At 55.1% G+C, this 23,835-nt stretch carries 19 protein-coding genes; 16 read left to right on the top strand and 3 right to left on the bottom strand.

The features are described from left to right. The first annotated feature begins 67 nt into the window (after positions 1 to 67). The 10 genes from V1603_RS06730 to V1603_RS06685 are packed head-to-tail and all read left to right on the top strand — an operon-like array spanning position 68 to position 10,614. Positions 68 to 2,578 carry a type VI secretion system Vgr family protein gene (locus tag V1603_RS06730; RefSeq protein ID WP_395313676.1) on the top strand — a complete coding sequence of 837 codons (2,511 nt, stop codon included), beginning with the start codon at positions 68 to 70 and terminating at the stop codon, positions 2,576 to 2,578. Continuing rightward, entirely contained in the window at positions 2,578 to 4,758 is a 2,181-nt protein-coding gene (locus tag V1603_RS06725; protein ID WP_395313675.1) for a DUF3274 domain-containing protein, read from the top strand. Before V1603_RS06730 ends, V1603_RS06725 begins: the two co-directional genes overlap by 1 nt. Before the next feature lie 17 nt (positions 4,759 to 4,775). Next, positions 4,776 to 5,471: a hypothetical protein gene (locus V1603_RS06720; RefSeq protein WP_395313674.1), complete on the top strand. Its 696-nt coding sequence runs from the start codon at positions 4,776 to 4,778 to the stop codon at positions 5,469 to 5,471. Between the two features lie 3 nt (positions 5,472 to 5,474). Beyond that, the gene (locus tag V1603_RS06715; RefSeq protein ID WP_395313673.1) at positions 5,475 to 6,170 is read left to right on the top strand and encodes a hypothetical protein; all 696 of its coding nucleotides are present in this window, start codon (positions 5,475 to 5,477) and stop codon (positions 6,168 to 6,170) included. Between the two features lie 3 nt (positions 6,171 to 6,173). Beyond that, positions 6,174 to 6,869: a hypothetical protein gene (locus V1603_RS06710; RefSeq protein ID WP_395313672.1), complete on the top strand. Its 696-nt coding sequence runs from the start codon at positions 6,174 to 6,176 to the stop codon at positions 6,867 to 6,869. 3 nt (positions 6,870 to 6,872) lie between these two features. Continuing rightward, entirely contained in the window at positions 6,873 to 7,568 is a 696-nt protein-coding gene (locus V1603_RS06705; protein ID WP_395313671.1) for a hypothetical protein, read from the top strand. A gap of 3 nt (positions 7,569 to 7,571) precedes the next feature. Beyond that, on the top strand, positions 7,572 to 8,264 hold the full coding sequence (locus V1603_RS06700; protein WP_395313670.1) for a hypothetical protein: 693 nt from the start codon (positions 7,572 to 7,574) through the stop codon (positions 8,262 to 8,264). A gap of 3 nt (positions 8,265 to 8,267) precedes the next feature. Beyond that, entirely contained in the window at positions 8,268 to 8,960 is a 693-nt protein-coding gene (locus V1603_RS06695) for a hypothetical protein (protein ID WP_395313669.1), read from the top strand. Between the two features lie 17 nt (positions 8,961 to 8,977). Further along, the gene (locus V1603_RS06690) at positions 8,978 to 9,235 is read left to right on the top strand and encodes a PAAR domain-containing protein (protein ID WP_039024331.1); all 258 of its coding nucleotides are present in this window, start codon (positions 8,978 to 8,980) and stop codon (positions 9,233 to 9,235) included. Then, positions 9,235 to 10,614, top strand: coding sequence for a hypothetical protein (locus V1603_RS06685; protein WP_395313668.1), 1,380 nt, complete (start codon positions 9,235 to 9,237; stop codon positions 10,612 to 10,614). The genes V1603_RS06690 and V1603_RS06685 overlap by 1 nt, the downstream gene beginning before the upstream one ends. 12 nt (positions 10,615 to 10,626) lie before the next feature. On the opposite strand, the gene V1603_RS06680 is transcribed toward V1603_RS06685, so the two are convergent. Further along, positions 10,627 to 11,394: a DedA family protein gene (locus V1603_RS06680; protein ID WP_163330303.1), complete on the bottom strand. Its 768-nt coding sequence runs from the start codon at positions 11,392 to 11,394 to the stop codon at positions 10,627 to 10,629. Between the two features lie 128 nt (positions 11,395 to 11,522). Further along, positions 11,523 to 12,368, bottom strand: a complete 846-nt coding sequence (gene araC, locus V1603_RS06675) for an arabinose operon transcriptional regulator AraC (RefSeq protein WP_116342460.1) — start codon at positions 12,366 to 12,368, stop codon at positions 11,523 to 11,525. A gap of 337 nt (positions 12,369 to 12,705) precedes the next feature. On the opposite strand from araC, the gene araB reads away from it, so the two are divergent. From araB to rluA, 6 genes are all read left to right on the top strand, one after another. Then, a complete protein-coding gene (gene araB, locus V1603_RS06670; RefSeq protein WP_395313667.1) occupies positions 12,706 to 14,415 on the top strand; it encodes a ribulokinase in 1,710 nt (569 codons plus the stop codon). Positions 14,416 to 14,425: 10 nt separating this feature from the next. After that, a complete protein-coding gene (gene araA, locus V1603_RS06665; RefSeq protein ID WP_032649842.1) occupies positions 14,426 to 15,928 on the top strand; it encodes an L-arabinose isomerase in 1,503 nt (500 codons plus the stop codon). Positions 15,929 to 15,975: 47 nt separating this feature from the next. Beyond that, positions 15,976 to 16,671, top strand: a complete 696-nt coding sequence (gene araD / locus V1603_RS06660; protein WP_025758012.1) for an L-ribulose-5-phosphate 4-epimerase — start codon at positions 15,976 to 15,978, stop codon at positions 16,669 to 16,671. A 74-nt stretch (positions 16,672 to 16,745) separates the two neighbouring features. Then, positions 16,746 to 19,103 carry a DNA polymerase II gene (gene polB, locus V1603_RS06655; protein ID WP_395313666.1) on the top strand — a complete coding sequence of 786 codons (2,358 nt, stop codon included), beginning with the start codon at positions 16,746 to 16,748 and terminating at the stop codon, positions 19,101 to 19,103. A gap of 128 nt (positions 19,104 to 19,231) precedes the next feature. Continuing rightward, positions 19,232 to 22,138: an RNA polymerase-associated protein RapA gene (rapA, locus tag V1603_RS06650; protein WP_395313665.1), complete on the top strand. Its 2,907-nt coding sequence runs from the start codon at positions 19,232 to 19,234 to the stop codon at positions 22,136 to 22,138. Between the two features lie 12 nt (positions 22,139 to 22,150). Further along, on the top strand, positions 22,151 to 22,810 hold the full coding sequence (gene rluA / locus V1603_RS06645) for a bifunctional tRNA pseudouridine(32) synthase/23S rRNA pseudouridine(746) synthase RluA (protein WP_395313664.1): 660 nt from the start codon (positions 22,151 to 22,153) through the stop codon (positions 22,808 to 22,810). 30 nt (positions 22,811 to 22,840) lie between these two features. Here the strand turns inward: rluA and djlA are convergent, their stop codons facing one another. Beyond that, positions 22,841 to 23,656: a co-chaperone DjlA gene (gene djlA / locus V1603_RS06640; protein ID WP_163330299.1), complete on the bottom strand. Its 816-nt coding sequence runs from the start codon at positions 23,654 to 23,656 to the stop codon at positions 22,841 to 22,843. Between the last annotated feature and the right edge of the window lie 179 nt (positions 23,657 to 23,835).

The raw sequence follows: 23,835 nt of genomic DNA, 5'->3' as shown, positions 1-23,835 counted from the left end.
ACCCTTACGTTTCTTTGCTAAGAGAGTATTATTTTATGATTTTACTGCTCTTGAAAGGGATATTGTCATGGCAGTGCGCCCAGGAAACTTTCAGCAAAATAACACGCTAAATCGCTATTTACTTTTTTTCCCACGTAACGCTAACGCGTTAAACGACGTACATTCCTTTACAGGCGAAGAAGCACTCAGCCAGCCCTATCGCTATACCATCCGATTTACCAGCCCCAATGCAAATATTTCACCTGACGCCGTTTTGAATCAGAAGGCGGAATTTCTTCTTCGCGCCCCTAACCCTGAGGCGTCATGGCATGGTCAGCCAACCTGGCTGCCAGTGCGCCAGATCAATGGAACCATTACTGCGTTTTCCCGCCTTAAGTCATCTTCAGATGAAGCGCTCTATGAATGCGTGCTTGAACATGAATTTGCGTTACTGAACAGAAACTTCCGTTCGGCAGTGTACACCGATGTCTCCGTGCCGGAGGTCGTCACGCAGTTGATGAAAGAGAGCCGTTATTTTGAAGGCTTCAATATTGATTTCGACAACCTCAGCTGTAGCTATCCCCGCAGGGAAATGATTATTCAGTGGAAAGAGACCGACCTGCAGTTTATTCGCCGCCTGTTGGCCGAAGTAGGAATATGGTTCCGTCTTGAAAATCACAGCACCACGCCGACGGAAACAGTGGTTATATTTGGCGACTCTGCCAGTCGCTATATCATTAGCGAAAAGAAATTCCCCTTTGTTCGTTGCTCCGGGATGACCAGTCATGATGAGTACGTGACAAAACTCGAAGAACGACACGCGTTAATACCCGAAAATATAATGGTGAGGGCCTATAACTACCGCGCCCCCCTCTCTCCACAGGCTGACAAAACTATTGTAAGTACCGACATTCCCGGTGGCATGACGGCAGGCAGAGAGTATCACCATTCAGATCATTTTCTTGAGGGCGGGGATTTTTATGGAAAAGAAAGCGAAACCGCTGCGTTCTATGCACGTTTGCGCTATGAGCGCCTGCTAAATACCCAGTGTGTACTCGGTGCCACAACCAGCGCAGCGGAACTGCAGCCGGGAATAAAGTTCGATATAACCGGTCAAATTCCTGATGGCTTTAAGAAAGGTTTTTTCGTTACGTCAATGACGATAACGGGCAGTCGCGCAGAGCATTATCAAGCCCTGCTGTCAGGCATCCCTTGCCGGCATGAGTATAGTTTCAGGCCAGAATTTCTTCCCCGACCACAAATTGCAGGTACCGTTCCCGCACGGGTAATGGCGATAGGCAGCAATAAAATCTATGCGGGGATTGATGCCACCGGACGCTACCGGGTGAAGTTCGATTTTGATCTCGATGAGAAACGTTCAGGCTTTGAAAGTGCGCTGGTGCGCCTTGCCAGACCGTACGCCGGAGATGTTTACGGTTTTCATTTTCCACTGCTCGAAGGTACGGAGGTCGCCATTGCGTTTGAAGGCGGCGATCCGGATCGTCCGTTCATCGCCCATTCCATGCATAACGGCGCGCACACTGATTTAGTCACAAACCGCAATGATACCCGCAACATCATCCGTACTGCAGGCCTTAATAAAATCCGTCTGGAAGACAAGCGGGGCCAGGAACATATCAAGATTTCAACAGAGCGCGGAAAGGGACAGCTCAGCGTGGGCCATCTTGTCGATGCGGAAGGAAAGCCACGCGGGGAAGGTCTTGAAGCGCGAACAGATGACTGGATGGCGCTGCGAGCGGCAAAAGGCGTAATGATCAGCACTGAGGCGCAACCGCGCGCCCAGGGACAACAGCTGGATATGACGGCGGCCATCGCGCAGCTCGAAAAAGCGCTCTCGCTGGCCATAACGCTGCAGCAGTGCGCAATGACGGCCGGTGCCGATGAGGTGGATACCGAACGACAAAATGCCCTGCTTAAGACGCTGAATAAGCTTTCGGGCTCGAGCCTGCTGACCTATGCCGGAGAAGGACAGGCCCACGTCACGCCGCAAAGCCTGCAGCTTTCGGCAGGTCAGGATCTGATTGCAACCGCTGGCCGCAACGGCAGCGTAAACGTGGTGAAAAAGTTCTCGCTGGCCGTAGGGGAAAGGCTCTCTCTGTTCGCCCGCAAACTTGGCATACAGCTGATTGCCAGTGCCGGTGATATCAAAACGGAGGCGCAGCGCGGAGCCCTGCACATGCTTTCTCAGGATGATTTCACCGTCACGAGCACGGCAGGCAAAATTAACGGCAGTGCGAAGCAGGGAATACAGCTGGTATGCGGTGGTGGTGGCATCCGTATTAGTCCCAGCGGGCTGGTTGAAATTTTCTCGCCAACCGGCGTGGACATTAAAGCGCCGAATTTTGCCTATAAAGGGGCGGAAAGCGTGCAAACGCAACCGCCTGCATTTAACAAGGGCGCGTTTGCACAGCGCTATCAGCTGCATGCGTCTGACGACCCGGAGCAGATCCTCGCTAACCGCGCGTTCCGCCTTAAAAGCTCGGCGGGCCAAATGATTGAAGGCGTGACCGACAGCAATGGCTGTTCCCCGCTGCTGGATGCGGCCGACCTTGATTCGTACAAACTGGAGGTACTCTGATGGCTGATGAGAAGAAAAGCCCGTATTGCCCGCGCGTGGTCTCAGAGAACGATATCCCCGTCCCCAAATCATTAAGCCTGACGGCGCAGACATGCAGGGTGGGCATTCCTCGTCCGATGCCGGGGATCGTGATTCTGGTTCATGGGGTAAACGATGTGGGTGAAGCTTATCAGAATCAGGAGAAAGGCATTATCGCCGGGTTAAATAAACGGCTTAACCGGACAGATATGTACGCGCATGAATGGAATCACTTCATCATGACGCACAATGAAGAAGCGCAAAAGAAAATCGCGGCGCCGGGCCGCTCGCCTGTTATCCCGTTTTACTGGGGCTATAAGCCTGTAACGCATGAAGAATACCGCGCAGATCAGCAGCGCTATCGCAATGAAGTCAGCAAGCTCAAGGCGGAGGCACATCTGCCGTTCGACGCTTACCAGGAGGATGATGCGAAGAAAAAAGCGGATTTGGGTAATGACGGCCAGGGGGCGTTTAAATACCAGAACGACAATTTTGGTAACGCGCTTGATGTTAACTATGCCAAGGGCGGCGGCACCTTTGCGAATGCGACAACCAATATTCCGGATATGCTGGGGCCAGGCGCGGGGGGATTCGCAACGTCCGCAGCAGGGATTATAACGTTGCATGCGAATGGTGGAGATTTCACGCACCCTATCTTTCCTAACCCGCACCGCATCTACCAGTTCTTCGCAGCACAGCGCCTGGCGGATTTGATTATTCAGATACGTCAGCCGCTGGAAACACGAAACGACGTTATCAATATAGTGGCCCACAGTCAGGGGACAATTATCACCATGCTGGCAAACATGCTGGTAAAGCAGGCGGGATATGAACCGGTTAACTGCGTCATTCTCAATCACTCCCCTTACTCGCTCGAAAGTCGGCTGGCTGAAGATATTCAACCGGGTCATCATCAGACATCCGATGCGCGGGTGCAGACGTTTAAGAACTTTTGCGCACTGATGGCGACGCATTACAACGGCGGTGAGATAACAGAAGCCGATATTCTGGCAATGGAAGCGGCCTGCACGCTGCGTAAACCGTCCGACAACCCGTTAAGGACGGATACAAGATACAGACGTGATAATAACGGCCGGGTCTATAACTATTTTTGTCCGAATGACGGCACGGTCTCCCTCAAGAACATACAGGGGTTCGGCTGGCGCGGTATTCCTGAAGATATTGCCAGCCATATTCCAAACCTGTATCAGCGGGTATTTTATCAACATGGAGAGGTGGGAACGACGCCGGACGGGAAACCGTTTAGCCTGCCGCCCGTGAGAACGGGTGATGCGGATTACGGTTCAGTCGGTAACGCCTCTTACACCGCGCATGACGTGATGGTGAACGGTGAAGAGCTACCGGTGAAGTTTATATTCACATTGCAGGGGGCAAATAATTATAAAGGCGACGATCCAAAAACGAGAGATAAGCCGTATACCGCCTCCATCGATCCGGACAGCCCGGACGCCTATATCTCCTACTCAGCAAAAGCCTACGCCATCAAACGGACGCAAAGCGCCACATACGGTGTTAGCAGATACCAAAGCCTCAGTTGGCGTCCCGGCCATGTCTTGACGCCCGATGAGCTCAAAATGGAAAGCTATGAGCGCGGTGTCCAGGTGATTAACGGAGTGGTGGCAGGTTCAAAGGATTTTCCGACCGTGACATTAACCTGGCTTCGCCCGCGCGAAGAGCTGGAAAAGGAATGGGCGAAATCCGACCCAGTAAGTTACAGCCAGCACTCGTCAATCGTGATGAGTGAATATGCCCCGTCCCATGCGATGGCTTTTGACCTGGCCATCGGCCAGTGCCGGTCCTTTGATTATAAGGCAGGCAAATTCTGGGAAGACCTGCTGCACCGTGCGGACTGGCGGGATCCGCTGAATACAAATTTGCAGGCAGTGGAGTATTACCGTTCAGGGATACTGCCTGATGAAACTACAAAATGGTTTATGAACAGACCTGATGACATTTTACCTAAAGGGAATTTTGGCGTGGTAAATGAATTTAACAATGCAACTAAGGTAAAGCTATCACGCGATCTAGCAGTAGGTAACCAGGAGGTTGCAAATCTGCAATGGGATATGCCCAAAGCAAAAAGTGACCGTGAACTGGGTTTACAAAATCATATATCGGCACTCGATATTCGCCCTTATTGAGCAAAACAGGGAAGTTAATGGAAATGAAAAATGCAGCAGGAACAGTCTTGGCTATATTGCTGATGGCTTCAGGCTGTCAGGCGAAAGAGCCGCCGATACAGGTGGTTTACCGTTTCGATGACCATCGTTATCTCGAACTGAAAGGCTGGGACTGTGAAGGTGAGCTCTGGTACACCGATACGCAGCGGGGGATTCATTCTGAACCTGTCAGCCAGTTTTACAGAATATTTACTAAAAAGTTTGTCCATCCCTCAGAACGATACATCGCTATTACTGGCTGGGGAGTCGGTGGGTTTCGTGTCTCTAAGGACTACGGGAAAACGTGGCAGGTTGCACAATTTTCTCCCGGAGGAAACGAACCGGATGGAATGAACTCACCCCCGCGAGATGATGTTCTTTCTTTCACAGTGGTGAATGACCAGGGCTTTCTGCAGACAAAGCACCGCCTTTATATGTCATCCAGACCGTTTGATGATCCACGCCTGGCAACTGGTGGGCCAGGAATTGATTATGTAGTTGAAGGCGTAACTCACAGAATTAAACCACAATCACCAGGACCTGCGTGGGGGCTCGATTACATCACTAAGGAGGCACTGGAGAACGATACGGCAAAATTCCATACCAATTATCAAAATTTACCCGATAAGGTCCCTGAAGTGAAAGGTTACACCGGCTGGGACCACATGCAATGTGACATGGATGCGGGGCGCTAACTGATGAAAGCATTATGTTCAGGCCTGGCTGTTGCTGCTGTACTGATGGCTTCAGGCTGTCAGGCCAATGAGCCGCCGACGCAGGTAGTCTATCGTTTTGATGACCATCGTTATCTCGAACTGAAGGGCTGGGACTGTGAAGGTGAGCTCTGGTACACCGATACGCAGAGAAAAATTCACTCTCAGCCTTACTTCCAGTTTTATCGGATATTTACACAAAAATTTATCCATCCTTCAGAGCGCTACATCGTGATCCCCAATTGGGAAGTTGATGGTTTCATCGTTTCTAAAGATTACGGCCAGACCTGGCGGTCTGTCAGCTATTCGCCAGGAGGGAATGAACCGGACGGGATGAATTCACCTCCGCGCGATGATGTTATTTCTTTCACAGTGGTGAATGACCAGGGCTATCTGCAGACAAAGCACCGCCTTTATATGTCATCCAGACCGTTTGACGATCCCCGTCTATTGCCCGGTGGTAAGGGTATTCATTACGAACTTCAGGATGGAGTGCAGGGCAATATTACAGCAGGAACGGGGGGCTGGGCATGGGGAATGGTTTATATGACGAAGCAAGGCCTCAAGGACACCGTACAGTCATTGCAGACTAATTGGGAAAACCAACCCGATAAGGTCCCTGAAGTAAAAGACTACACCGGCTGGGACCATATGCAATGTGACATGGGTGCGGGGCGCTAACCAATGAAAGCATTATGTTCAGGCTTGGCTGTTGCTGCTGTACTGATGGCTTCAGGCTGTCAGGCCAATGAGCCGCCGACGCAGGTGGTTTATCGCTTTGATGACCATCGTTATCTGGAACTGAAAGGCTGGGACTGTGAAGGCGAGCTCTGGTACACCGATACGCAGCGGGGGATTCATTCTGAACCTGTCAGCCAGTTTTACAGAATATTTACTAAAAAGTTTGTCCATCCCTCAGAACGATACATCGCTATTACTGGCTGGGGAGTCGGTGGGTTTCGTGTCTCTAAGGACTACGGGAAAACGTGGCAGGTTGCACAATTTTCTCCCGGAGGAAACGAACCGGATGGAATGAACTCACCTCCGCGAGATGATGTTCTTTCTTTCACAGTGGTGAATGACCAGGGCTATCTGCAGACAAAGCACCGGCTTTATATGTCATCCAGACCGTTTGATGATCCCCGTCTATTGCCCGGTGGTAAGGGTATTCATTACGAACTTCAGGATGGGGTGCAGGGCGATATTACAGCAGGAACGGGTGGCTGGGCGTGGGGAATGATTTATATGACGAAGCAAGGCCTCAAGGACACCGTACAGTCATTACAAACTAATTGGGAAGACCAACCCGATAAGGTCCCTGAAGTAAAAGGTTACACCGGCTGGGACCATATGCAATGTGACATGGATGCGGGGCGCTAACTGATGAAAGCATTATGCTCAGGCATGGCTGTTGCTGCTGTACTGATGGCTTCAGGCTGTCAGGCGAAAGAGCCGCCGACGCAGGTAGTCTATCGTTTTGATGACCATCGTTATCTGGAACTGAAAGGCTGGGACTGTGAAGGCGAGCTCTGGTACACCGATACGCAGCGGGGGATTCATTCGCAGCCGTATTCACAATTTTACCGCATTTTTACCAAAAAATTTATTCACCCTTCAGAGCGATATATTGTCCTCACATCATGGGGTGGGGGTGCCTTTACCGTATCAAAAGATTTCGGAAAGACCTGGCAGTTAGCGCAGTTTTCTCCCGGAGAAAACGAGCCGAATGGTGATTCCTCACCAGCTTATGATGAGGTGCTTTCTCTGACGGTAATAAACGATCAGGGCTTTCTACTGACAAAGCATCGCCTTTATATGTCATCCAGACCATTTGACGATCCGCGCGTATTGCCAGGTGGTTCTGGAATTAAGTACCAGCTTGAAAATGGTGAGGTGGACGAAATAACTTCAGATGCACCTGGCTGGAAATGGGGGATGGTGTATTTCACAAAAGGATGGCTGGAGGGAAAAGTCGTCAGGCGTGAATCAAATTATCAGAATTTGCCCGATAAGGTCCCTGAAGTGAAAGGTTACACCGGCTGGGACCATATGCAATGTGACATGGATGCGGGGCGCTAACTGATGAAAGCATTATGCTCAGGCATGGCTGTTGCTGCTGTACTGATGGCTTCAGGCTGTCAGGCCAATGAGCCGCCGACGCAGGTAGTCTATCGTTTTGATGACCATCGTTATCTCGAACTGAAGGGCTGGGACTGTGAAGGTGAGCTCTGGTACACCGATACGCAGAGAAAAATTCACTCTCAGCCTTACTTCCAGTTTTATCGGATATTTACACAAAAATTTATCCATCCTTCAGAGCGCTACATCGTGATCCCCAATTGGGAAGTTGATGGTTTCATCGTTTCTAAAGATTACGGCCAGACCTGGCGGCCTGTCAGCTATTCGCCTGGAGGAAACGAACCGGATGGAATGAACTCACCTCCGCGAGATGATGTTGTTTCTTTCACAGTGGTGAATGACCAGGGCTTTCTGCTGACAAAGCACCGGCTTTATATGTCCTCCAGACCGTTTGATGACCCACGCCTGGCAACTGGTGGGCCAGGGATTGATTATGTAGTTGAAGGTGTAACTCACAGAATTAAACCACAATCACCAGGGCCTGCGTGGGGGCTCGATTACATCACTAAGGAGGCACTGGAGAACGATACGGCAAAATTCCATACCAATTATCAAAATTTGCCCGATAAGGTCCCTGAAGTGAAAAGCTACACCGGCTGGGACCATATGCAATGTGACATGGATGCGGGGCGCTAACTGATGAAAGCATTATGCTCAGGCATGGCTGTTGCTGCTGTACTGATGGCTTCAGGCTGTCAGGCGAAAGAGCCGCCGACGCAGGTAGTCTATCGTTTTGATGACCATCGTTATCTGGAACTGAAAGGCTGGGACTGTGAAGGCGAGCTCTGGTACACCGATACGCAGCGGGGGATTCATTCAGAAGTGGTCAGTCAGTTCTATCGTATTTTTACTAAAAAATACGTCCATCCGTCAGAGCGCTATATAGCGATTCCGACCTGGCATTCCCCTGGCTCTATGGTATCAAAGGATTATGGCAAAACCTGGTACCCGTCCTCATTCTCGCCCGGCGAAAATGAACCTAATGGAGACAATGCACCTCCCTATGACGACATTCTTTCTTTCACAGTAGTGAATGACCAGGGCTTTCTGCAGACAAAGCACCGCCTTTATATGTCCTCCAGGCCGTTTGATGACCCCCGTCTATTGCCCGGTGGTAAGGGTATTCATTACGAACTTCAGGATGGGGTGCAGGGCGATATTACAGCAGGAACGGGTGGCTGGTCGTGGGGAATGGTTTATATGACGAAGCAAGGCCTCAAGGACACCGTACAGTCATTGCAGACTAATTGGGAAGACCAACCCGATAAGGTCCCTGAAGTGAAAGGCTACACCGGCTGGGACCATATGCGCTGTGACATGGATGCGCGATAAACGACTAAGGATAAACAATGAACGGCGTAATTCGCTTAGACGATCCGCTGGCGAACGGTGGAAAAGTGACTTCAGCTTCAGGGGCCAATTTCATGGGTAAACCCGTGGCGCTAAAAGATGACATCGTTGAATGCCTGCTGCACAAAGGGAAGTACCCGATTACAGAGTGCCATCCACGCTGGACGATGCTCGGACGAGGCGTGGTTGTCGACCGGTGTAAAGCGGCGTGCGGGTGTGAAATAAGGACAACGCTGCCAACGGCGGGGGCTATATAATGGAGTGGTGGTTATATTCGAAGCAGAAAGATGCTGACGTAAAAATGCCGACGTTAGCGATCGTTGCAGTGTATATCTTCGCTGTTGTCATGGGGATCATTCTTGAGATTTTTACCTGGCCTCAGAATAAACATGTGACGCTCTTTTTTTTCTTGCCGTCCGTACTGCTACCGCTCAGCCTGGTAACGTGTCTGGTATTTGCGCTGAAAATGATAATAAGTACCTCTGTAAACTATGCAGAAACTCGCAAATATATTGCAAAAGAGAGGGCTATCAGGCTCAAACGTTTTGCGCGTCAGAACATCACCATTGCAGCCTGGTCGGCCCTCTCTCCGGTCGATCAACTGGCGCTGAATATGCTTAAGCTTGAAGGTGAGTTTCCGCTGGCGCCCAAAACGCCGCTAAAAATTGAGGCAACCGAAGCGTTTGACCAGACTCCAGACGAAGCCGTCTTTTCGCGCCTGCTCGCGCCGATGGCCGATAAGCTCAAAATGAGTGCGTATCAGCGAAGGGATACATACGTCTGGGTTCGCGGGGGCGATGCGAACTGTGTTGAGGATCTGAGACGAGCGCTGGAAAATCTGAAGTTACACAGTGCGCACGGCGGCAAAATTCAGTTTATCAGCGAGTGCCCTGACTACTCGCTCATCGGGGACTGGATAGCGGCAAGCGACAAATTCATCGTTAACAGGCTGCTGATCGTCGTCGATATGCATGGTGAAGACGGTGACAGTAAGCGAATGGAAAACGCCTGCGCTTTTCTCTTCACTAACCAATACGTGCATACAGAGGGAGAGAAGCCGGTTTATCTGTACCAACCGATGAGTAAGATCACGGACGTAGAAGAAACGATGCCGGTTTATCTGGATGTTGGCCCTGTGACGGCCCCAAAAGCGCTCTGGTACAGCGGATTATCCCGTACGGAAAAATATCCTTTGATGCAGGCGTTGGATGCTAAAAACGCTGTTATGGAAAGGCTGGAAATGGAATCCTCGCTCGGGGAAAAGAGCGAGGGATACAGATGGCTGGCGCTGGCGCTTGCTGCCGATGCGGTAAAGTATGCGCAGGGAGCTCAGCTGGTGGCGAATTCAGCAATGAATAAATTCTCCGTCACCGCCCTTTCCTCGCAGGAAGCTCATGTACCCGAAATCTGCCGATGGGACGTTTGGCTGCTTCCTTTTGTTAATGGGGTAATGACGGGGCTATTTTTATTATTCTCGTTATTTTTCATTATGATGATAACAAATAAGCCCGGTGAGATGCCTTCCATACTGGTATTAGCGGCAAGCATAATACTCTCTGTTCTGGTTCCAGCGGTGACAGGCGCTTTCCTGTCTATCACCAGCTCAAACCGGGCTTACAGAGATATGGGGTTCTAGAGCGGAAACAGATTAACGGCTTACCACCTTCAACAGGATCTCGCCGTACACCGGCATCAGCGGGTGACGAATCAGCACCACCAGGGCCACCACCGCAACGCCCAGCGTCAGCGGGGCCAGCCACAAAAGACGGGAGCGCGGAAGATAGCGCGTCAGGCGATCGACGCTGGCTTTCGCGCTGCGCCATAGCCGCCAGCAGAGCCAGGCCGCCAGCCACAGCAGCACAGCCGTGCCCAGCAGCAGCCACTTAAACTCACCGCTTTGCATGCCGTCAGGGATATCAATCGCCGCGCCGGCGAGGATCCCCGGCAGGAAGTAAAACGGCGGCCAGAAGACGCAGCCGATGATGTTCGGCACCACGAACTTCGCGACCGGCAGGTCCAGCATCCCCGCCACCATCGGCACCAGCGGACGCGTTGGCCCAACGAAGCGGCCTACCAGAATGGTAAACATGCTGTGCTGATGCAGGGCATGCTCGGTTTTATCCAGCAGCGCTTTGTTCTTTTTCATAAAAGACCAGCGGTGCAGCGGCTTCTTAAAGCGCCAGCCCAGCCAGAAGGAGATCCAGTCCCCCATCAGGCAACCGATAATCCCGGCCAGCCACGCCTGCCAGAAATTAACCTCGCCGCTGCCGATCAGCGCGCCAAGCCCCGCCATCATCACGGTTCCGGGCAGGATCAACCCAACAAGCGCCAGCGATTCCAGAAACGCCACCAGCGCCACGGCGATGAGCGAGTACATAACGGACTGGGTAATAAAGTGTTCCAGCAATGCCTGCATAACTATTCCGGTCAGAAAACGAATCAGCGATTCTGCTTAGCGCCCCGCACCGCGTCAAGGCAACAATTGTCTGAATAGTTTACAGGTTGCTTTCCGCATTCACCTGCTTGTTTATCTTTTTTTACCGTTTATTCACATCCCGCGCGGAATTCGCTCGGGCTCGCGCCGGTGCATTTCTTAAACACGCGAGAGAAATAGAGCTGATCTTCAAATCCCACGTTGCGCCCAACGGTAGCAATCGGCATTCGGGTGGTGCTGAGCAGCAGCTTCGCCTGGCTGATGCGCTGATCCTCACGCCAGCTCAGAACGCTGACGCCCAGCTGCTGGCGGAACAGATGCGACAGCCGCGACGGCGAAAGACAGACGTGTTGGGCGACGCTGGCGATATCAAACTGGCTGTCGGCCAGATGGTCGCTAATGTACTGGCAGGCGTCGCGGACGCGGTTATCCAGCGGCGGGTTAAGCGATTCGTTGATGGCCTCCATGCGGCGCAGCAGCACCTGCTCAAGCAGGTTTATCGCCAGCAGTTCGGCATAGCGCCCGCCGGCCTGCCCCGCCTCAATAATCTGCGCGAACAGTTCGCGAAACTGCGCCAGATGAACCTCATCCGGGCGATAAAAGCCGGTATGCGCAAAAATAGCCGGCCACGAAAGCCACTCCTGCCAGTAGGCGCGCGGGCGGAAATAGACCCACTGGTGATACCACTCTTTAGCATCCGGATGACGCCCGTAGTGGTGGATCTCTCCCGGCGGGAACAGCAGGATATCGCCGGGACGGCAGACAAACTGCTGGTCACCGTTCTTGATGATCCCTTCCCCCCGCACGGTCAGGTTGAGAATATACCCTTTCATCCCGAGCGGTCGGTCGACGTAAAAATCGAGATATCCCTCAGCCTCGATAGGGGTCAGTCCCGCCACTAGGTGCGCGTTAAACGAGTATCCCGGCAACAGGGGATCGTTTTGCGTTTCGGCCATAGATTCAGTTCTCCCAAGGGTCCTGAAGGAAACCAATTGTCCATATCACTAAAAGCAGTATAAAAATGGCCTGCGAAAAGATCCAAAAAGCATCACGCCTCTTTTACGTCCGCCATGTTTCAGCCTTTCCCCCTGATTTCTCCGCCAGTACAGGCAGATAAGCAGTAACAAAAGTGTCTATAAGTGCGGCAGAAATGTCCACATTGAATATTTGCACGGCGTCACACTTTCCGTCGTAACAGCAATTTAGTCCATAAGATTAGCGGATCCTGCCTGACGATTTTCGCCCCCAGTCTCTAATGTTCTTCCATACCTGTTTTTTGGATGGAGCAACACCATGGCAATTGCAATTGGCCTCGATTTTGGCAGCGACTCGGTTCGCGCGCTGGCAGTGGACTGTACGTCCGGCCAGGAGATAGCAACCAGCGTTGAGTGGTACCCGCGCTGGCAGGAAGGGCGCTACTGCGATGCGGCGAACAACCAGTTCCGTCATCACCCGCGGGACTACATTGAGTCGATGGAAGCGGCAATCAAAACCGTACTGGCCGAACTGACGGACGCCCAGCGGGCCGAGGTCGTGGGGATTGGCGTCGACAGCACCGGCTCCACGCCTGCCCCGGTGGATGCCGAAGGCCGCGTGCTGGCACTGCGCCCGGAGTTTGCCGACAACCCGAACGCCATGTTCGTGCTGTGGAAAGACCATACTGCCGTGGAAGAGGCCGAAGCCATCACGCGCCTGTGCCATCAGCCGGGTAAAACAGACTACTCGCGCTACATCGGCGGGATTTACTCCAGCGAATGGTTCTGGGCCAAAATCCTCCACGTCACCCGCGCCGACGCAACCGTTGCGCAGGCCGCGGCGTCCTGGATTGAGTTGTGCGACTGGGTGCCTGCCCTGCTCTCCGGCACCACACGGCCACAGGATATTCGCCGCGGGCGTTGCAGCGCCGGGCATAAATCCCTGTGGCATGAAAGCTGGGGCGGCCTGCCTCCGGCCGCGTTCTTTGATGAACTCGACCCAATCATCAACAAGAATCTCAAATACCCGCTGTTTACCGACACCTTCACCGCCGATATTCCGGTCGGCACGCTTTGTGAAGAGTGGGCGACGCGTCTCGGCCTGCCGCAGAACGTGACCATCTCCGGCGGCGCGTTTGACTGTCATATGGGCGCCGTGGGCGCGGGCGCGCAGCCCAACACCCTGGTAAAAGTTATCGGTACTTCGACCTGCGACATTCTGACGGCAGATAAAGCCAGCGTCGGCGACCGCGCGGTGAAAGGCATCTGCGGCCAGGTTGACGGCAGCGTGGTGCCGGACTTCATCGGTCTGGAAGCCGGTCAGTCCGCGTTTGGCGATATTTACGCCTGGTTTGGCCGCGTGCTGGGCTGGCCTCTGGACCAGCTGGCAGCGGCGCATCCAGAGCTGAAAACCCAGATTGCCGACAGCAAAAAGCAGCTCCTGCCGCAGCTCACCGAAGCCTGGGCCAAAAATCCGTCTCTCGATCACCTCCCGGTGGTGCTGGACTGGTTTAACGGTCGCCGCACGCCGTTTGCCAACCAGCGTCTGAAAGGGGTGATTACCGATCTCAACCTGGCGACCGACGCTCCAGCGCTGTTCGGCGGCCTGATTGCCGCAACGGCCTTCGGTGCCCGCGCCATTATGGAGTGCTTCACCGAGCAGGGCATCGACGTGAACAACGTGATGGCGCTGGGCGGCATCGCCCGTAAAAACCCGGTGATTATGCAGGCCTGCTGCGACGTGCTGAACCGTCCCCTGCAGATTGTGGCTTCCGATCAGTGCTGCGCGCTGGGCGCGGCGATTTTCGCTGCCGTGGCCGCAGGCGTGCATTCCGATATCCCGGCCGCACAGCGGCATATGGCGAGCGCCGTCGAAAACACGCTCCAGCCGCGTGCCCGGCAGGCACAACGCTTTGAACAGCTTTATCAGCGCTACCAGCAATGGGCAAAAAGCGCCGAACTTCACTATCTCCCTGTCGCCGCCCCGGCCAAAAGCACCGCGGACACTACGGCAACCCTGACCCATTAAGGACACGATGATGACCATTTTTAATAACTATGAAGTGTGGTTTGTGATTGGCAGCCAGCATCTGTACGGACCGGAAGCGCTGCAGCAGGTGACGAAACACGCGGAGCACGTGGTTAACGCGCTGAACGCGGAAGCCAAACTGCCGTGCAAACTGGTACTGAAACCGCTGGGCACCACGCCGGACGAAATTACCCACATCTGCCGCGACGCGAACTACGACGATAAATGCGCAGGTCTGGTGGTGTGGCTGCATACCTTCTCTCCGGCCAAAATGTGGATCAACGGTCTGTCTATCCTCAACAAACCGCTGCTGCAGTTCCATACCCAGTTCAATGCCTCCCTGCCGTGGGACAGCATCGACATGGACTTCATGAACCTGAACCAGACCGCGCACGGCGGCCGCGAGTTTGGCTTCATCGGCGCACGCATGCGCCAGCAGCACGCGGTGGTCACCGGCCACTGGCAGGATGGCAAGGCGCAACAACGTATCGGCTCCTGGATGCGACAGGCGGTCTCTAAGCAGGATACCCGCCACCTGAAAGTGGTGCGTTTCGGCGACAACATGCGTGAAGTGGCGGTCACCGACGGCGATAAAGTCGCTGCGCAGATTAAATTCGGCTTCTCCGTAAATACATGGGCAGTGGGCGACCTGGTGCAGGTGGTGAATGAAATCAGCGACGGCGACGTGAGCGCGCTGGTGGATGAATACGAAAGCAGCTACCGCCTGACCCCTGCGGCACAAATCAACGGCGACAAGCGCCAGAACGTGCTGGATGCAGCGCGCATTGAGCTGGGCATGAAGCGCTTCCTGGAACAGGGTGGCTTCCACGCTTTTACTACCACTTTTGAAGACCTCCACGGCCTGAAACAGCTGCCGGGCCTGGCGGTACAACGTCTGATGCAGCAGGGCTACGGCTTTGCAGGCGAAGGCGACTGGAAAACTGCCGCTCTGCTTCGCATCATGAAGGTGATGTCGACCGGTCTGCAGGGCGGCACCTCCTTTATGGAGGACTACACCTACCACTTCGAAAACGGCAACGACCTGGTGCTCGGCTCCCACATGCTGGAAGTGTGCCCTTCTATCGCCGTCGAAGAAAAACCGATCCTCGACGTGCAGTATCTCGGCATCGGCGGTAAAGCCGATCCGGCGCGTCTGATCTTCAACACCCGCACCGGCCCGGCCATCAACGCCAGCCTGATCGATCTGGGCGATCGTTTCCGCCTGCTGGTGAACTGCGTCGATGCGGTTGAAACGCCACATTCGCTGCCGAAACTGCCTGTCGCCAACGCCCTGTGGAAAGCGCAGCCGGACCTGCCGACCGCGTCAGAGGCGTGGATCCTGGCCGGCGGCGCGCACCACACGGTGTTCAGCCACGCGCTGGATCTGAACGACATGCGTCAGTTCGCCGAGCTGCACGATATCGAGCTGACCGTCATTGATAACGATACCCGCCTGCCCGCCTTTAAGGACGCGCTGCGCTGGAACGAAGTCTATTACGGTTCAAAACGCTAAGTACGGAATGCCCGGTGGCGCTACGCCCACCGGGCAGGGAGACAACAATGTTAGACGATCTCAAACGTCAGGTGCTCGAAGCCAACCTGGCGCTGCCGAAACATAACCTGGTGACCCTGACCTGGGGCAACGTCAGCGCCGTTGACCGGGAAAAAGGCGTGTTCGTGATCAAGCCTTCCGGCGTGGATTACACGGTGATGACCGCGGACGATATGGTGGTGGTCAGCATCGAGACGGGTGAAGTGGTGGAAGGTAACAAAAAACCGTCATCCGATACGCCCACTCACCGCCTGCTGTACCGGTCATTCCCGACCATCGGCGGCATTGTGCATACCCATTCTCGTCACGCGACCATCTGGGCGCAGGCGGGCCAGTCGATCCCGGCGACCGGCACCACCCACGCGGACTACTTTTACGGCACCATTCCCTGCACGCGTCTGATGACCGATGCAGAGATCAACGGTGAGTACGAGTGGGAAACGGGTAACGTAATTGTCGAAACCTTCGAAAAACAGGGAATCGACGCGGCGCAGATGCCCGGCGTGCTGGTGCACTCCCACGGCCCGTTTGCCTGGGGTAAAAACGCGGAAGATGCGGTGCATAACGCGATCGTGCTCGAAGAGGTGGCCTATATGGGGATCTTCTGTCGCCAGCTCGCGCCGCAGCTGCCGGATATGCAGCAAACCCTGCTGGATAAACACTACCTGCGCAAGCACGGCGCGAAGGCCTATTACGGACAATAAACTGTATATATCTCCAGCATAAAACATTCAACCAGGCTATAATCAGGCCTGGTTTTGTTTTATGGGATAGCGGCGTGGCACAGGCGCAAGAAGGCTTTTTACTGACCCGACACTGGCGGGATACCCCTCAGGGCACCGAGGTCGCGTTCTGGCTGGCGACGGACAACGGCCCGCGGTACGTTACGCTGCCGCCGCAGGAGTCCGTGGCATTTATCCCTGAAGCGCACGTCGAAAAGGTGAAGCAGCTGCTGCGCGACGAAAGCGGCTGGCGCATTACCCCGCTTGAACTGAAAGATTTCCACCGCCAGCCGGTTTACGGCCTCTACTGCCGCGCCCATCGTCAGCTGATGCGCTATGAAAAGCTGCTGCGCGAATCGGGCGTGACGCTCTACGAAGCGGATATCCGCCCGCCGGAACGCTTTCTGATGGAGCGGTTTATAACCGCGCCCGTCTGGGTAGACGGCGCAGAGCAAAACGGCACCCTCATCAACGCTCGCCTGAAGCCGAATCCGCATTATCGTCCACCGCTAAAGTGGGTCTCCCTGGATATAGAAACCACCCGTCATGGCGAACTGTACTGCATCGGTCTTGAAGGCTGCGGGAAGCGGGTTGTGTATATGCTCGGGCCGCCGAACGGCGATGCGTCCGCGCTGGATTTTCAGCTTGAGTACGTCAGCAGCCGCCCGCAGCTGCTGGAGAAACTTAACCAGTGGTTTGCCAGGCACGACCCGGATGTGCTGATCGGCTGGAACGTGGTGCAGTTTGACCTGCGCGTGCTGCAAAAACACGCCGAGCGGTATCGCATCCCGCTGATGCTCGGGCGCGGAAATACGGAGCTGGAGTGGCGCGAGCATGGCTTTAAGAACGGCGTGTTCTTTGCGCAGGCCAACGGTCGACTGATTATCGACGGCATCGAGGCGCTGAAATCCGCTTTCTGGAATTTCTCCTCCTTCTCTCTGGAAGCGGTAGCGCAGGAATTGCTCGGTGAAGGCAAATCCATCGACAATCCGTGGGACCGCATGGACGAGATCGACCGGCGCTTCAACGAAGACAAACCCGCGCTCGCTACTTATAACCTGAAAGACTGTGAGCTGGTGACGCAGATTTTCCATAAAACCGAGATCATGCCGTTCCTGCTGGAGCGGGCGACGGTAAACGGCCTGGCGGCAGACAGGCACGGCGGCTCGGTAGCAGCCTTTAGCCACCTCTATTTCCCACGAATGCACCGTGCGGGCTATGTTGCGCCCAACCTCGGAGACGTGCCGCCGCAGGCCAGCCCCGGCGGCTACGTGATGGACTCCCGGCCTGGACTGTATGACTCGGTTCTGGTGCTGGACTACAAAAGCCTCTACCCGTCGATTATCCGCACCTTCCTGATCGATCCCGTCGGGCTGGTAGAAGGCATGGCGCAGCCGGACGACGCCCACAGCACCGACGGTTTCCTCGGCGCCCGTTTTTCTCGGGAAAAGCACTGCCTGCCTGAAATCGTGGGGAACATCTGGCACGGCCGCGACGAGGCTAAACGCCACGGCAACAAGCCGCTCTCGCAGGCGCTGAAAATCATTATGAACGCCTTTTACGGCGTGCTGGGGACCAGCGCCTGCCGCTTCTTTGATCCCCGTCTGGCCTCGTCCATCACCATGCGCGGGCACGACATCATGCGCCAGACCAAAGCGCTGATTGAATCCCGGGGCTATGACGTTATCTACGGCGACACGGATTCCACCTTTGTGTGGCTTAAGAGCGCACGTACAGAAGAGGATGCCTCGCGAATCGGCAAAGAACTGGTCGCGTTCGTGAACGCCTGGTGGCAGGAACATTTGCAAAAAGAGCGGTTAACCAGCGCATTAGAACTGGAATTTGAAACCCATTTTGCCCGCTTTTTAATGCCCACCATTCGCGGTACCGATCAGGGCAGCAAGAAGCGCTACGCCGGGCTGATTCAGGAAGGAGATAAGCAGCGTATGGTCTTTAAAGGCCTGGAAACGGTGCGCACCGACTGGACGCCGCTGGCACAGCAGTTTCAGCAAACCCTTTACCTGCGAGTGTTTCGCAACGAGCCGTATCAGGATTACGTGCGTGAAACCATCGCCAGCCTGATGGCGGGCGAACTGGATAACCAGCTGGTCTACCGCAAACGCCTGCGCCGCCCGCTGGCGGAGTACCAGCGTAACGTTCCTCCACACGTGCGCGCCGCGCGTCTGGCGGATGAAGAAAACGTGCGCCGCGGACGTGCGCCACAGTATCAAAATCGGGGTACCATTAAGTACGTCTGGACGATTAACGGCCCGGAACCCGTTGATTACCAGCAGTCTCCGCTCGATTACGATCACTATCTTACGCGCCAGCTTCAGCCCGTCGCCGACGGAATTTTGCCCTTCATTGACGACGATTTTGCTACACTAGTGACAGGGCAACTTGGCCTATTTTGACGCGTGACGAAATGGTTGCCATCCAGTACCATAGCGCCCTTTCCATTCCCGGACCCATTTTTCGATGACCGTCTTTTTTGACGGGGGTCGAACTATTGCCTGCAATTAAAGATTAGAGCCGAACAACTATGCCTTTTACACTTGGTCAACGCTGGATCAGCGATACAGAAAGCGAACTTGGATTAGGAACCGTCGTTGCCGTTGATGCGCGCATGGTTACCCTCCTCTTCCCTGCCACCGGTGAAAACCGCCTGTACGCCCGCAATGACTCCCCTGTAACCCGCGTGATGTTTAATCCGGGTGACACCGTGACCAGCCACGACGGCTGGCAACTGAAGGTTGAAGACGTAAAAGAAGAGAAAGGACTGCTCGCCTACATCGGGACGCGTCTTGATACCGACGAGACGAATGTCATCCTGCGTGAAGTGCTGCTCGACAGCAAACTGGTGTTCAGTAAGCCGCAGGACCGCCTGTTTGCCGGGCAAATTGACCGCATGGATCGTTTCTCCCTGCGCTACCGCGCGCGCAAGTTCCAGAGCGAGCAGTACCGTATGCCGTGGAGCGGCCTGCGCGGCCAGCGCACCAGCCTGATCCCCCACCAGCTGAATATCGCCCATGACGTGGGCCGTCGCCACGCGCCGCGCGTGCTGCTGGCTGATGAAGTGGGCCTGGGTAAAACCATTGAAGCTGGCATGATCCTGCATCAACAGCTGCTTTCCGGCGCAGCCGAGCGCGTGCTGATCGTGGTGCCAGAAACCCTGCAGCACCAGTGGCTGGTCGAGATGCTGCGCCGCTTTAACCTGCGCTTCTCCCTGTTCGACGACGAGCGCTATGCCGAAGCGCAGCACGATGCCGACAATCCGTTTGAAACCGAACAGCTGGTGATCTGCTCACTGGACTTCGTGCGCCGCAGCAAGCAGCGTCTTGAGCACCTTTGTGACGCCGAGTGGGATCTGATGGTGGTCGATGAAGCACACCATCTGGTCTGGAGCGAAGACGCACCGAGCCGCGAATATATGGCGATTGAACAGCTTGCAGAGCGCGTGCCCGGCGTCCTGCTGCTGACCGCAACGCCGGAACAGCTCGGTCTGGAAAGCCACTTCGCCCGCTTGCGCCTGCTCGATCCAAACCGTTTCCACGACTTCGCGCAGTTTGTGGAAGAGCAGAATAACTACCGACCGGTTGCGGATGCCGTCGCGCTGCTGCTGGCGGGAAAACGTCTCTCAAACGACGAGCTCAACACCCTGAGCGATCTGATTGGCGAGCAGGATATTGAACCGCTGCTGCAGGCCGCGAACAGCGACAGCGAGAACGCGGAATCCGCGCGCAAAGAGCTGATCGACATGCTGATGGACCGCCACGGCACCAGCCGCGTGCTGTTCCGTAACACCCGTAACGGCGTGAAAGGGTTCCCGAAACGCGAGCTGCACACCATCAAGCTGCCGCTGCCAACCCAGTATCAGACGGCGATTAAAGTCTCCGGCATTATGGGCGCGCGCAAAACCCAGGAAGAGCGCGCCCGCGATATGCTCTACCCGGAACAGATTTACCAGGAATTTGAAGGCGATACCGGCACCTGGTGGAACTTCGATCCGCGCGTAGAGTGGCTGATGGGCTACCTGACCGCGCACCGCTCCCAGAAAGTGCTGGTGATCTGCGCCAAAGCGGCCACCGCGCTGCAGCTGGAGCAGGTCCTGCGCGAGCGCGAAGGCATTCGCGCCGCCGTGTTCCACGAAGGGATGTCCATCGTCGAGCGCGACCGCGCGGCCGCCTGGTTTGGCGAAGAGGACAGCGGCGCCCAGGTGATGCTGTGCTCTGAAATCGGCTCCGAAGGCCGTAACTTCCAGTTCGCCAGCAATCTGGTGATGTTCGATCTGCCGTTCAACCCGGATCTGCTGGAGCAGCGTATCGGCCGCCTGGATCGTATTGGTCAGGCGCATGATATTCAGATCCACGTCCCGTATCTGGAAAAAACCGCCCAGTCCGTGCTGGTGCGCTGGTTCCACGAAGGTCTGGATGCGTTTGAACATACCTGTCCAACCGGCCGCACCATTTACGATCGGGTGCACGGCGATCTGATCGGCTTCCTGGCCGCGCCGGAAAACACCGACGGCTTTGACGATCTGATCAAGTCCTGCCGCGAGCAGCACGACGCGCTAAAAGCGCAGCTTGAGCAGGGCCGCGACCGCCTGCTGGAGATCCACTCCAACGGCGGTGAAAAAGCACAGGCGCTGGCTGAGAGCATTGAAGAACAGGATGACGACACTAGTCTGATTAGCTTCTCCATGAACCTCTTCGACATCGTCGGGATTAACCAGGACGATCGTGGCGAGAATCTGATTGTCCTTACCCCGTCAGACCACATGCTGGTCCCGGATTTCCCAGGCCTGCCGGAAGACGGCTGTACCATCACCTTCGAGCGTGATGTGGCGCTGTCCCGCGAAGATGCGCAGTTCATCACCTGGGAGCACCCGCTGATCCGCAACGGGCTGGATCTGATCCTCTCCGGCGATACCGGCAGCAGCACCATCTCCCTTTTGAAAAACAAGGCGCTGCCCGTAGGCACGCTGCTGCTGGAGCTGATCTACGTTGTGGAAGCGCAGGCGCCGAAACAGCTGCAGCTCAACCGCTTCCTGCCGCCAACGCCGGTGCGTCTGCTGCTGGATAAAAACGGTACGAATCTCGCAGGACAGGTTGAGTTCGAAAGCTTTAACCGTCAGCTGAGCGCGGTGAACCGCCATACCGGCAGCAAGCTGGTCAATGCGGTGCAGCAGGACGTGCACGCTATTCTTCAGCAGGGCGAAACCCAGATTGAAAAAGCGGCCCGAGAGCTGATTGACGCTGCGCGCAATGAAGCCGACGAGAAACTGTCTGCCGAGCTGTCCCGTCTGGAAGCGTTAAAAGCGGTCAATCCGAACATCCGTGACGACGAGCTGGCGGCGATTGAAAGCAACCGTCAGCAGGTGCTGGAAAGCCTGAATCAGGCGGGCTGGCGCCTGGATGCCCTGCGTCTTATAGTTGTGACGCATCAGTAAACGGAGCGCAAGATGGTGATGGAGCCGTATAATCCGCCGCAGGATCCCTGGCTGGTCATTCTGTATCAGGATGAACACATCATGGTGGTCAACAAGCCGAGCGGCCTGTTGTCCGTGCCGGGGCGTCTGGACGAGCACAAGGACAGCGTGATGACGCGCATTCAGCGCGATCTTCCGCAGGCAGAGTCCGTCCATCGCCTGGATATGGCCACCAGCGGCGTGATTGTGGTGGCGCTGAACAAAGCGGCGGAGCGTGAGTTGAAGCGCCAGTTCCGCGAGCGCGAGCCGAAAAAGCAGTATGTCGCCCGCGTCTGGGGCCATCCGGCGCAGGCGGAAGGGCTGGTGGATTTGCCGCTGATATGCGACTGGCCGAACCGGCCAAAGCAGAAGGTGTGTTATGAAACCGGCAAGGCCGCGCAGACCGAATATGAAGTGCTGGAGTACGCGCCGGATAATACCGCGCGCGTCCTGCTTAAGCCAATTACCGGACGTTCGCACCAGCTGCGCGTGCATATGCTTGCGCTGGGTCATCCTATTCTGGGCGACCGGTTTTACGCCCCGCCGGAAGCGCTGGCGTTAGCGCCACGTCTGCAACTGCATGCGCAGACGCTCACCATCACCCACCCGGCCTTCGGTAACGCGATGACGTTTAAAGCCCCGGTGGACTTCTGAAAAAAAAGCCCGACGCTGTCGGGCTTTTGCTTATTTGAAACCTTTCTTCTCTTTAATCAGCTCGTACGCTTTCTGGATTTCCTGCGCTTTTTGCTTCGCCATCTCCATCATTTCCGGCGGTAAGCCTTTCGCGACCAGTTTGTCCGGGTGGTGTTCACTCATCAGCTTACGGTAGGCACGTTTAATTGTGGTTTGATCGTCCGTGGGCTTCACGCCAAGCACGTTGCAGGCATCTTCCAGCGTCGGGCCACGCTGCGCCTGCTGCCAGCCGCCACCGGACGACTGCTGATGATAGCCGCCGCCAAACTGTGCCCCGCCCTGCATCATGCGCAGGAACTGGTCAAACTGCATACGGGAGATGCCCAGCTCTTCCGCAATGACGTACAGCACATCACGTTCATTAGGGTGAAGTGAACCGTCGGCAAATGCCGCCTGGATTTGGATTTCCAGAAACATCCGAATTAAATCAAAACGTCCGAAGCAGATGCTGCGGAACTGGCGCATCTTTTCACGCAGCGGATAGTTATCGGATTTACCGATGCGAAACGCATTTTGCGCAGCCACACGAGATTCACCGTGCAGATTCATGCGATCCATGAATACGCTGGCAATCTGAATATCGGCTTCTGTGACACGCCCTTTGGATTTGGTTAAGTGCCCCATAACCTCAAAGGTGGTGGAGAAAAAGAGTGACTGACGCTCGCGCTGGTTAGCAAACCAGGCCATTTTGCGGCTGCGCGCCTTATCAAACATGTGGCCGATAATAAGCCCAAGCACAATCCCCCAGAACCCGGCACCCATGATGATGGCGAACGCAACGCCGATTATTTTACCCCAATACTGCATATACTCCCCGGATAGTCATATTCCTGGCCGACGCAACGTCATCATCACTGTGTTCAAGTCACGGTCAATTGAAGGACATCGCCTATAATTTGCTTTATCATACTCGTCATTCGATAGCGAGCCTAACACTCTGGCACGCAAACGGGCAGGATTAACGCTGGTACTGCGCAGATGAGTAA

The sequence above is a fragment of the Enterobacter sp. ECC-219 genome (assembly GCF_043966805.1).
Classification (GTDB): Bacteria; Pseudomonadota; Gammaproteobacteria; order Enterobacterales; family Enterobacteriaceae; genus Enterobacter; species Enterobacter cloacae_N.
The sequence above is the reverse complement of the archived record's forward strand: the minus strand, read 5'-3'. Positions and strand labels throughout refer to the sequence as shown.

Coding starts and splice junctions, on each gene's coding strand:
- V1603_RS06730 (WP_395313676.1), top strand. CDS start 68: ATGGCAGTGCGCCCAGGAAACTTTCAGCAAAATAACACGCTAAATCGC.
- V1603_RS06725 (WP_395313675.1), top strand. CDS start 2,578: ATGGCTGATGAGAAGAAAAGCCCGTATTGCCCGCGCGTGGTCTCAGAG.
- V1603_RS06720 (WP_395313674.1), top strand. CDS start 4,776: ATGGAAATGAAAAATGCAGCAGGAACAGTCTTGGCTATATTGCTGATG.
- V1603_RS06715 (WP_395313673.1), top strand. CDS start 5,475: ATGAAAGCATTATGTTCAGGCCTGGCTGTTGCTGCTGTACTGATGGCT.
- V1603_RS06710 (WP_395313672.1), top strand. CDS start 6,174: ATGAAAGCATTATGTTCAGGCTTGGCTGTTGCTGCTGTACTGATGGCT.
- V1603_RS06705 (WP_395313671.1), top strand. CDS start 6,873: ATGAAAGCATTATGCTCAGGCATGGCTGTTGCTGCTGTACTGATGGCT.
- V1603_RS06700 (WP_395313670.1), top strand. CDS start 7,572: ATGAAAGCATTATGCTCAGGCATGGCTGTTGCTGCTGTACTGATGGCT.
- V1603_RS06695 (WP_395313669.1), top strand. CDS start 8,268: ATGAAAGCATTATGCTCAGGCATGGCTGTTGCTGCTGTACTGATGGCT.
- V1603_RS06690 (WP_039024331.1), top strand. CDS start 8,978: ATGAACGGCGTAATTCGCTTAGACGATCCGCTGGCGAACGGTGGAAAA.
- V1603_RS06685 (WP_395313668.1), top strand. CDS start 9,235: ATGGAGTGGTGGTTATATTCGAAGCAGAAAGATGCTGACGTAAAAATG.
- V1603_RS06680 (WP_163330303.1), bottom strand. CDS start 11,394: ATGCAGGCATTGCTGGAACACTTTATTACCCAGTCCGTTATGTACTCG.
- araC (WP_116342460.1), bottom strand. CDS start 12,368: ATGGCCGAAACGCAAAACGATCCCCTGTTGCCGGGATACTCGTTTAAC.
- araB (WP_395313667.1), top strand. CDS start 12,706: ATGGCAATTGCAATTGGCCTCGATTTTGGCAGCGACTCGGTTCGCGCG.
- araA (WP_032649842.1), top strand. CDS start 14,426: ATGACCATTTTTAATAACTATGAAGTGTGGTTTGTGATTGGCAGCCAG.
- araD (WP_025758012.1), top strand. CDS start 15,976: ATGTTAGACGATCTCAAACGTCAGGTGCTCGAAGCCAACCTGGCGCTG.
- rapA (WP_395313665.1), top strand. CDS start 19,232: ATGCCTTTTACACTTGGTCAACGCTGGATCAGCGATACAGAAAGCGAA.
- rluA (WP_395313664.1), top strand. CDS start 22,151: ATGGTGATGGAGCCGTATAATCCGCCGCAGGATCCCTGGCTGGTCATT.
- djlA (WP_163330299.1), bottom strand. CDS start 23,656: ATGCAGTATTGGGGTAAAATAATCGGCGTTGCGTTCGCCATCATCATG.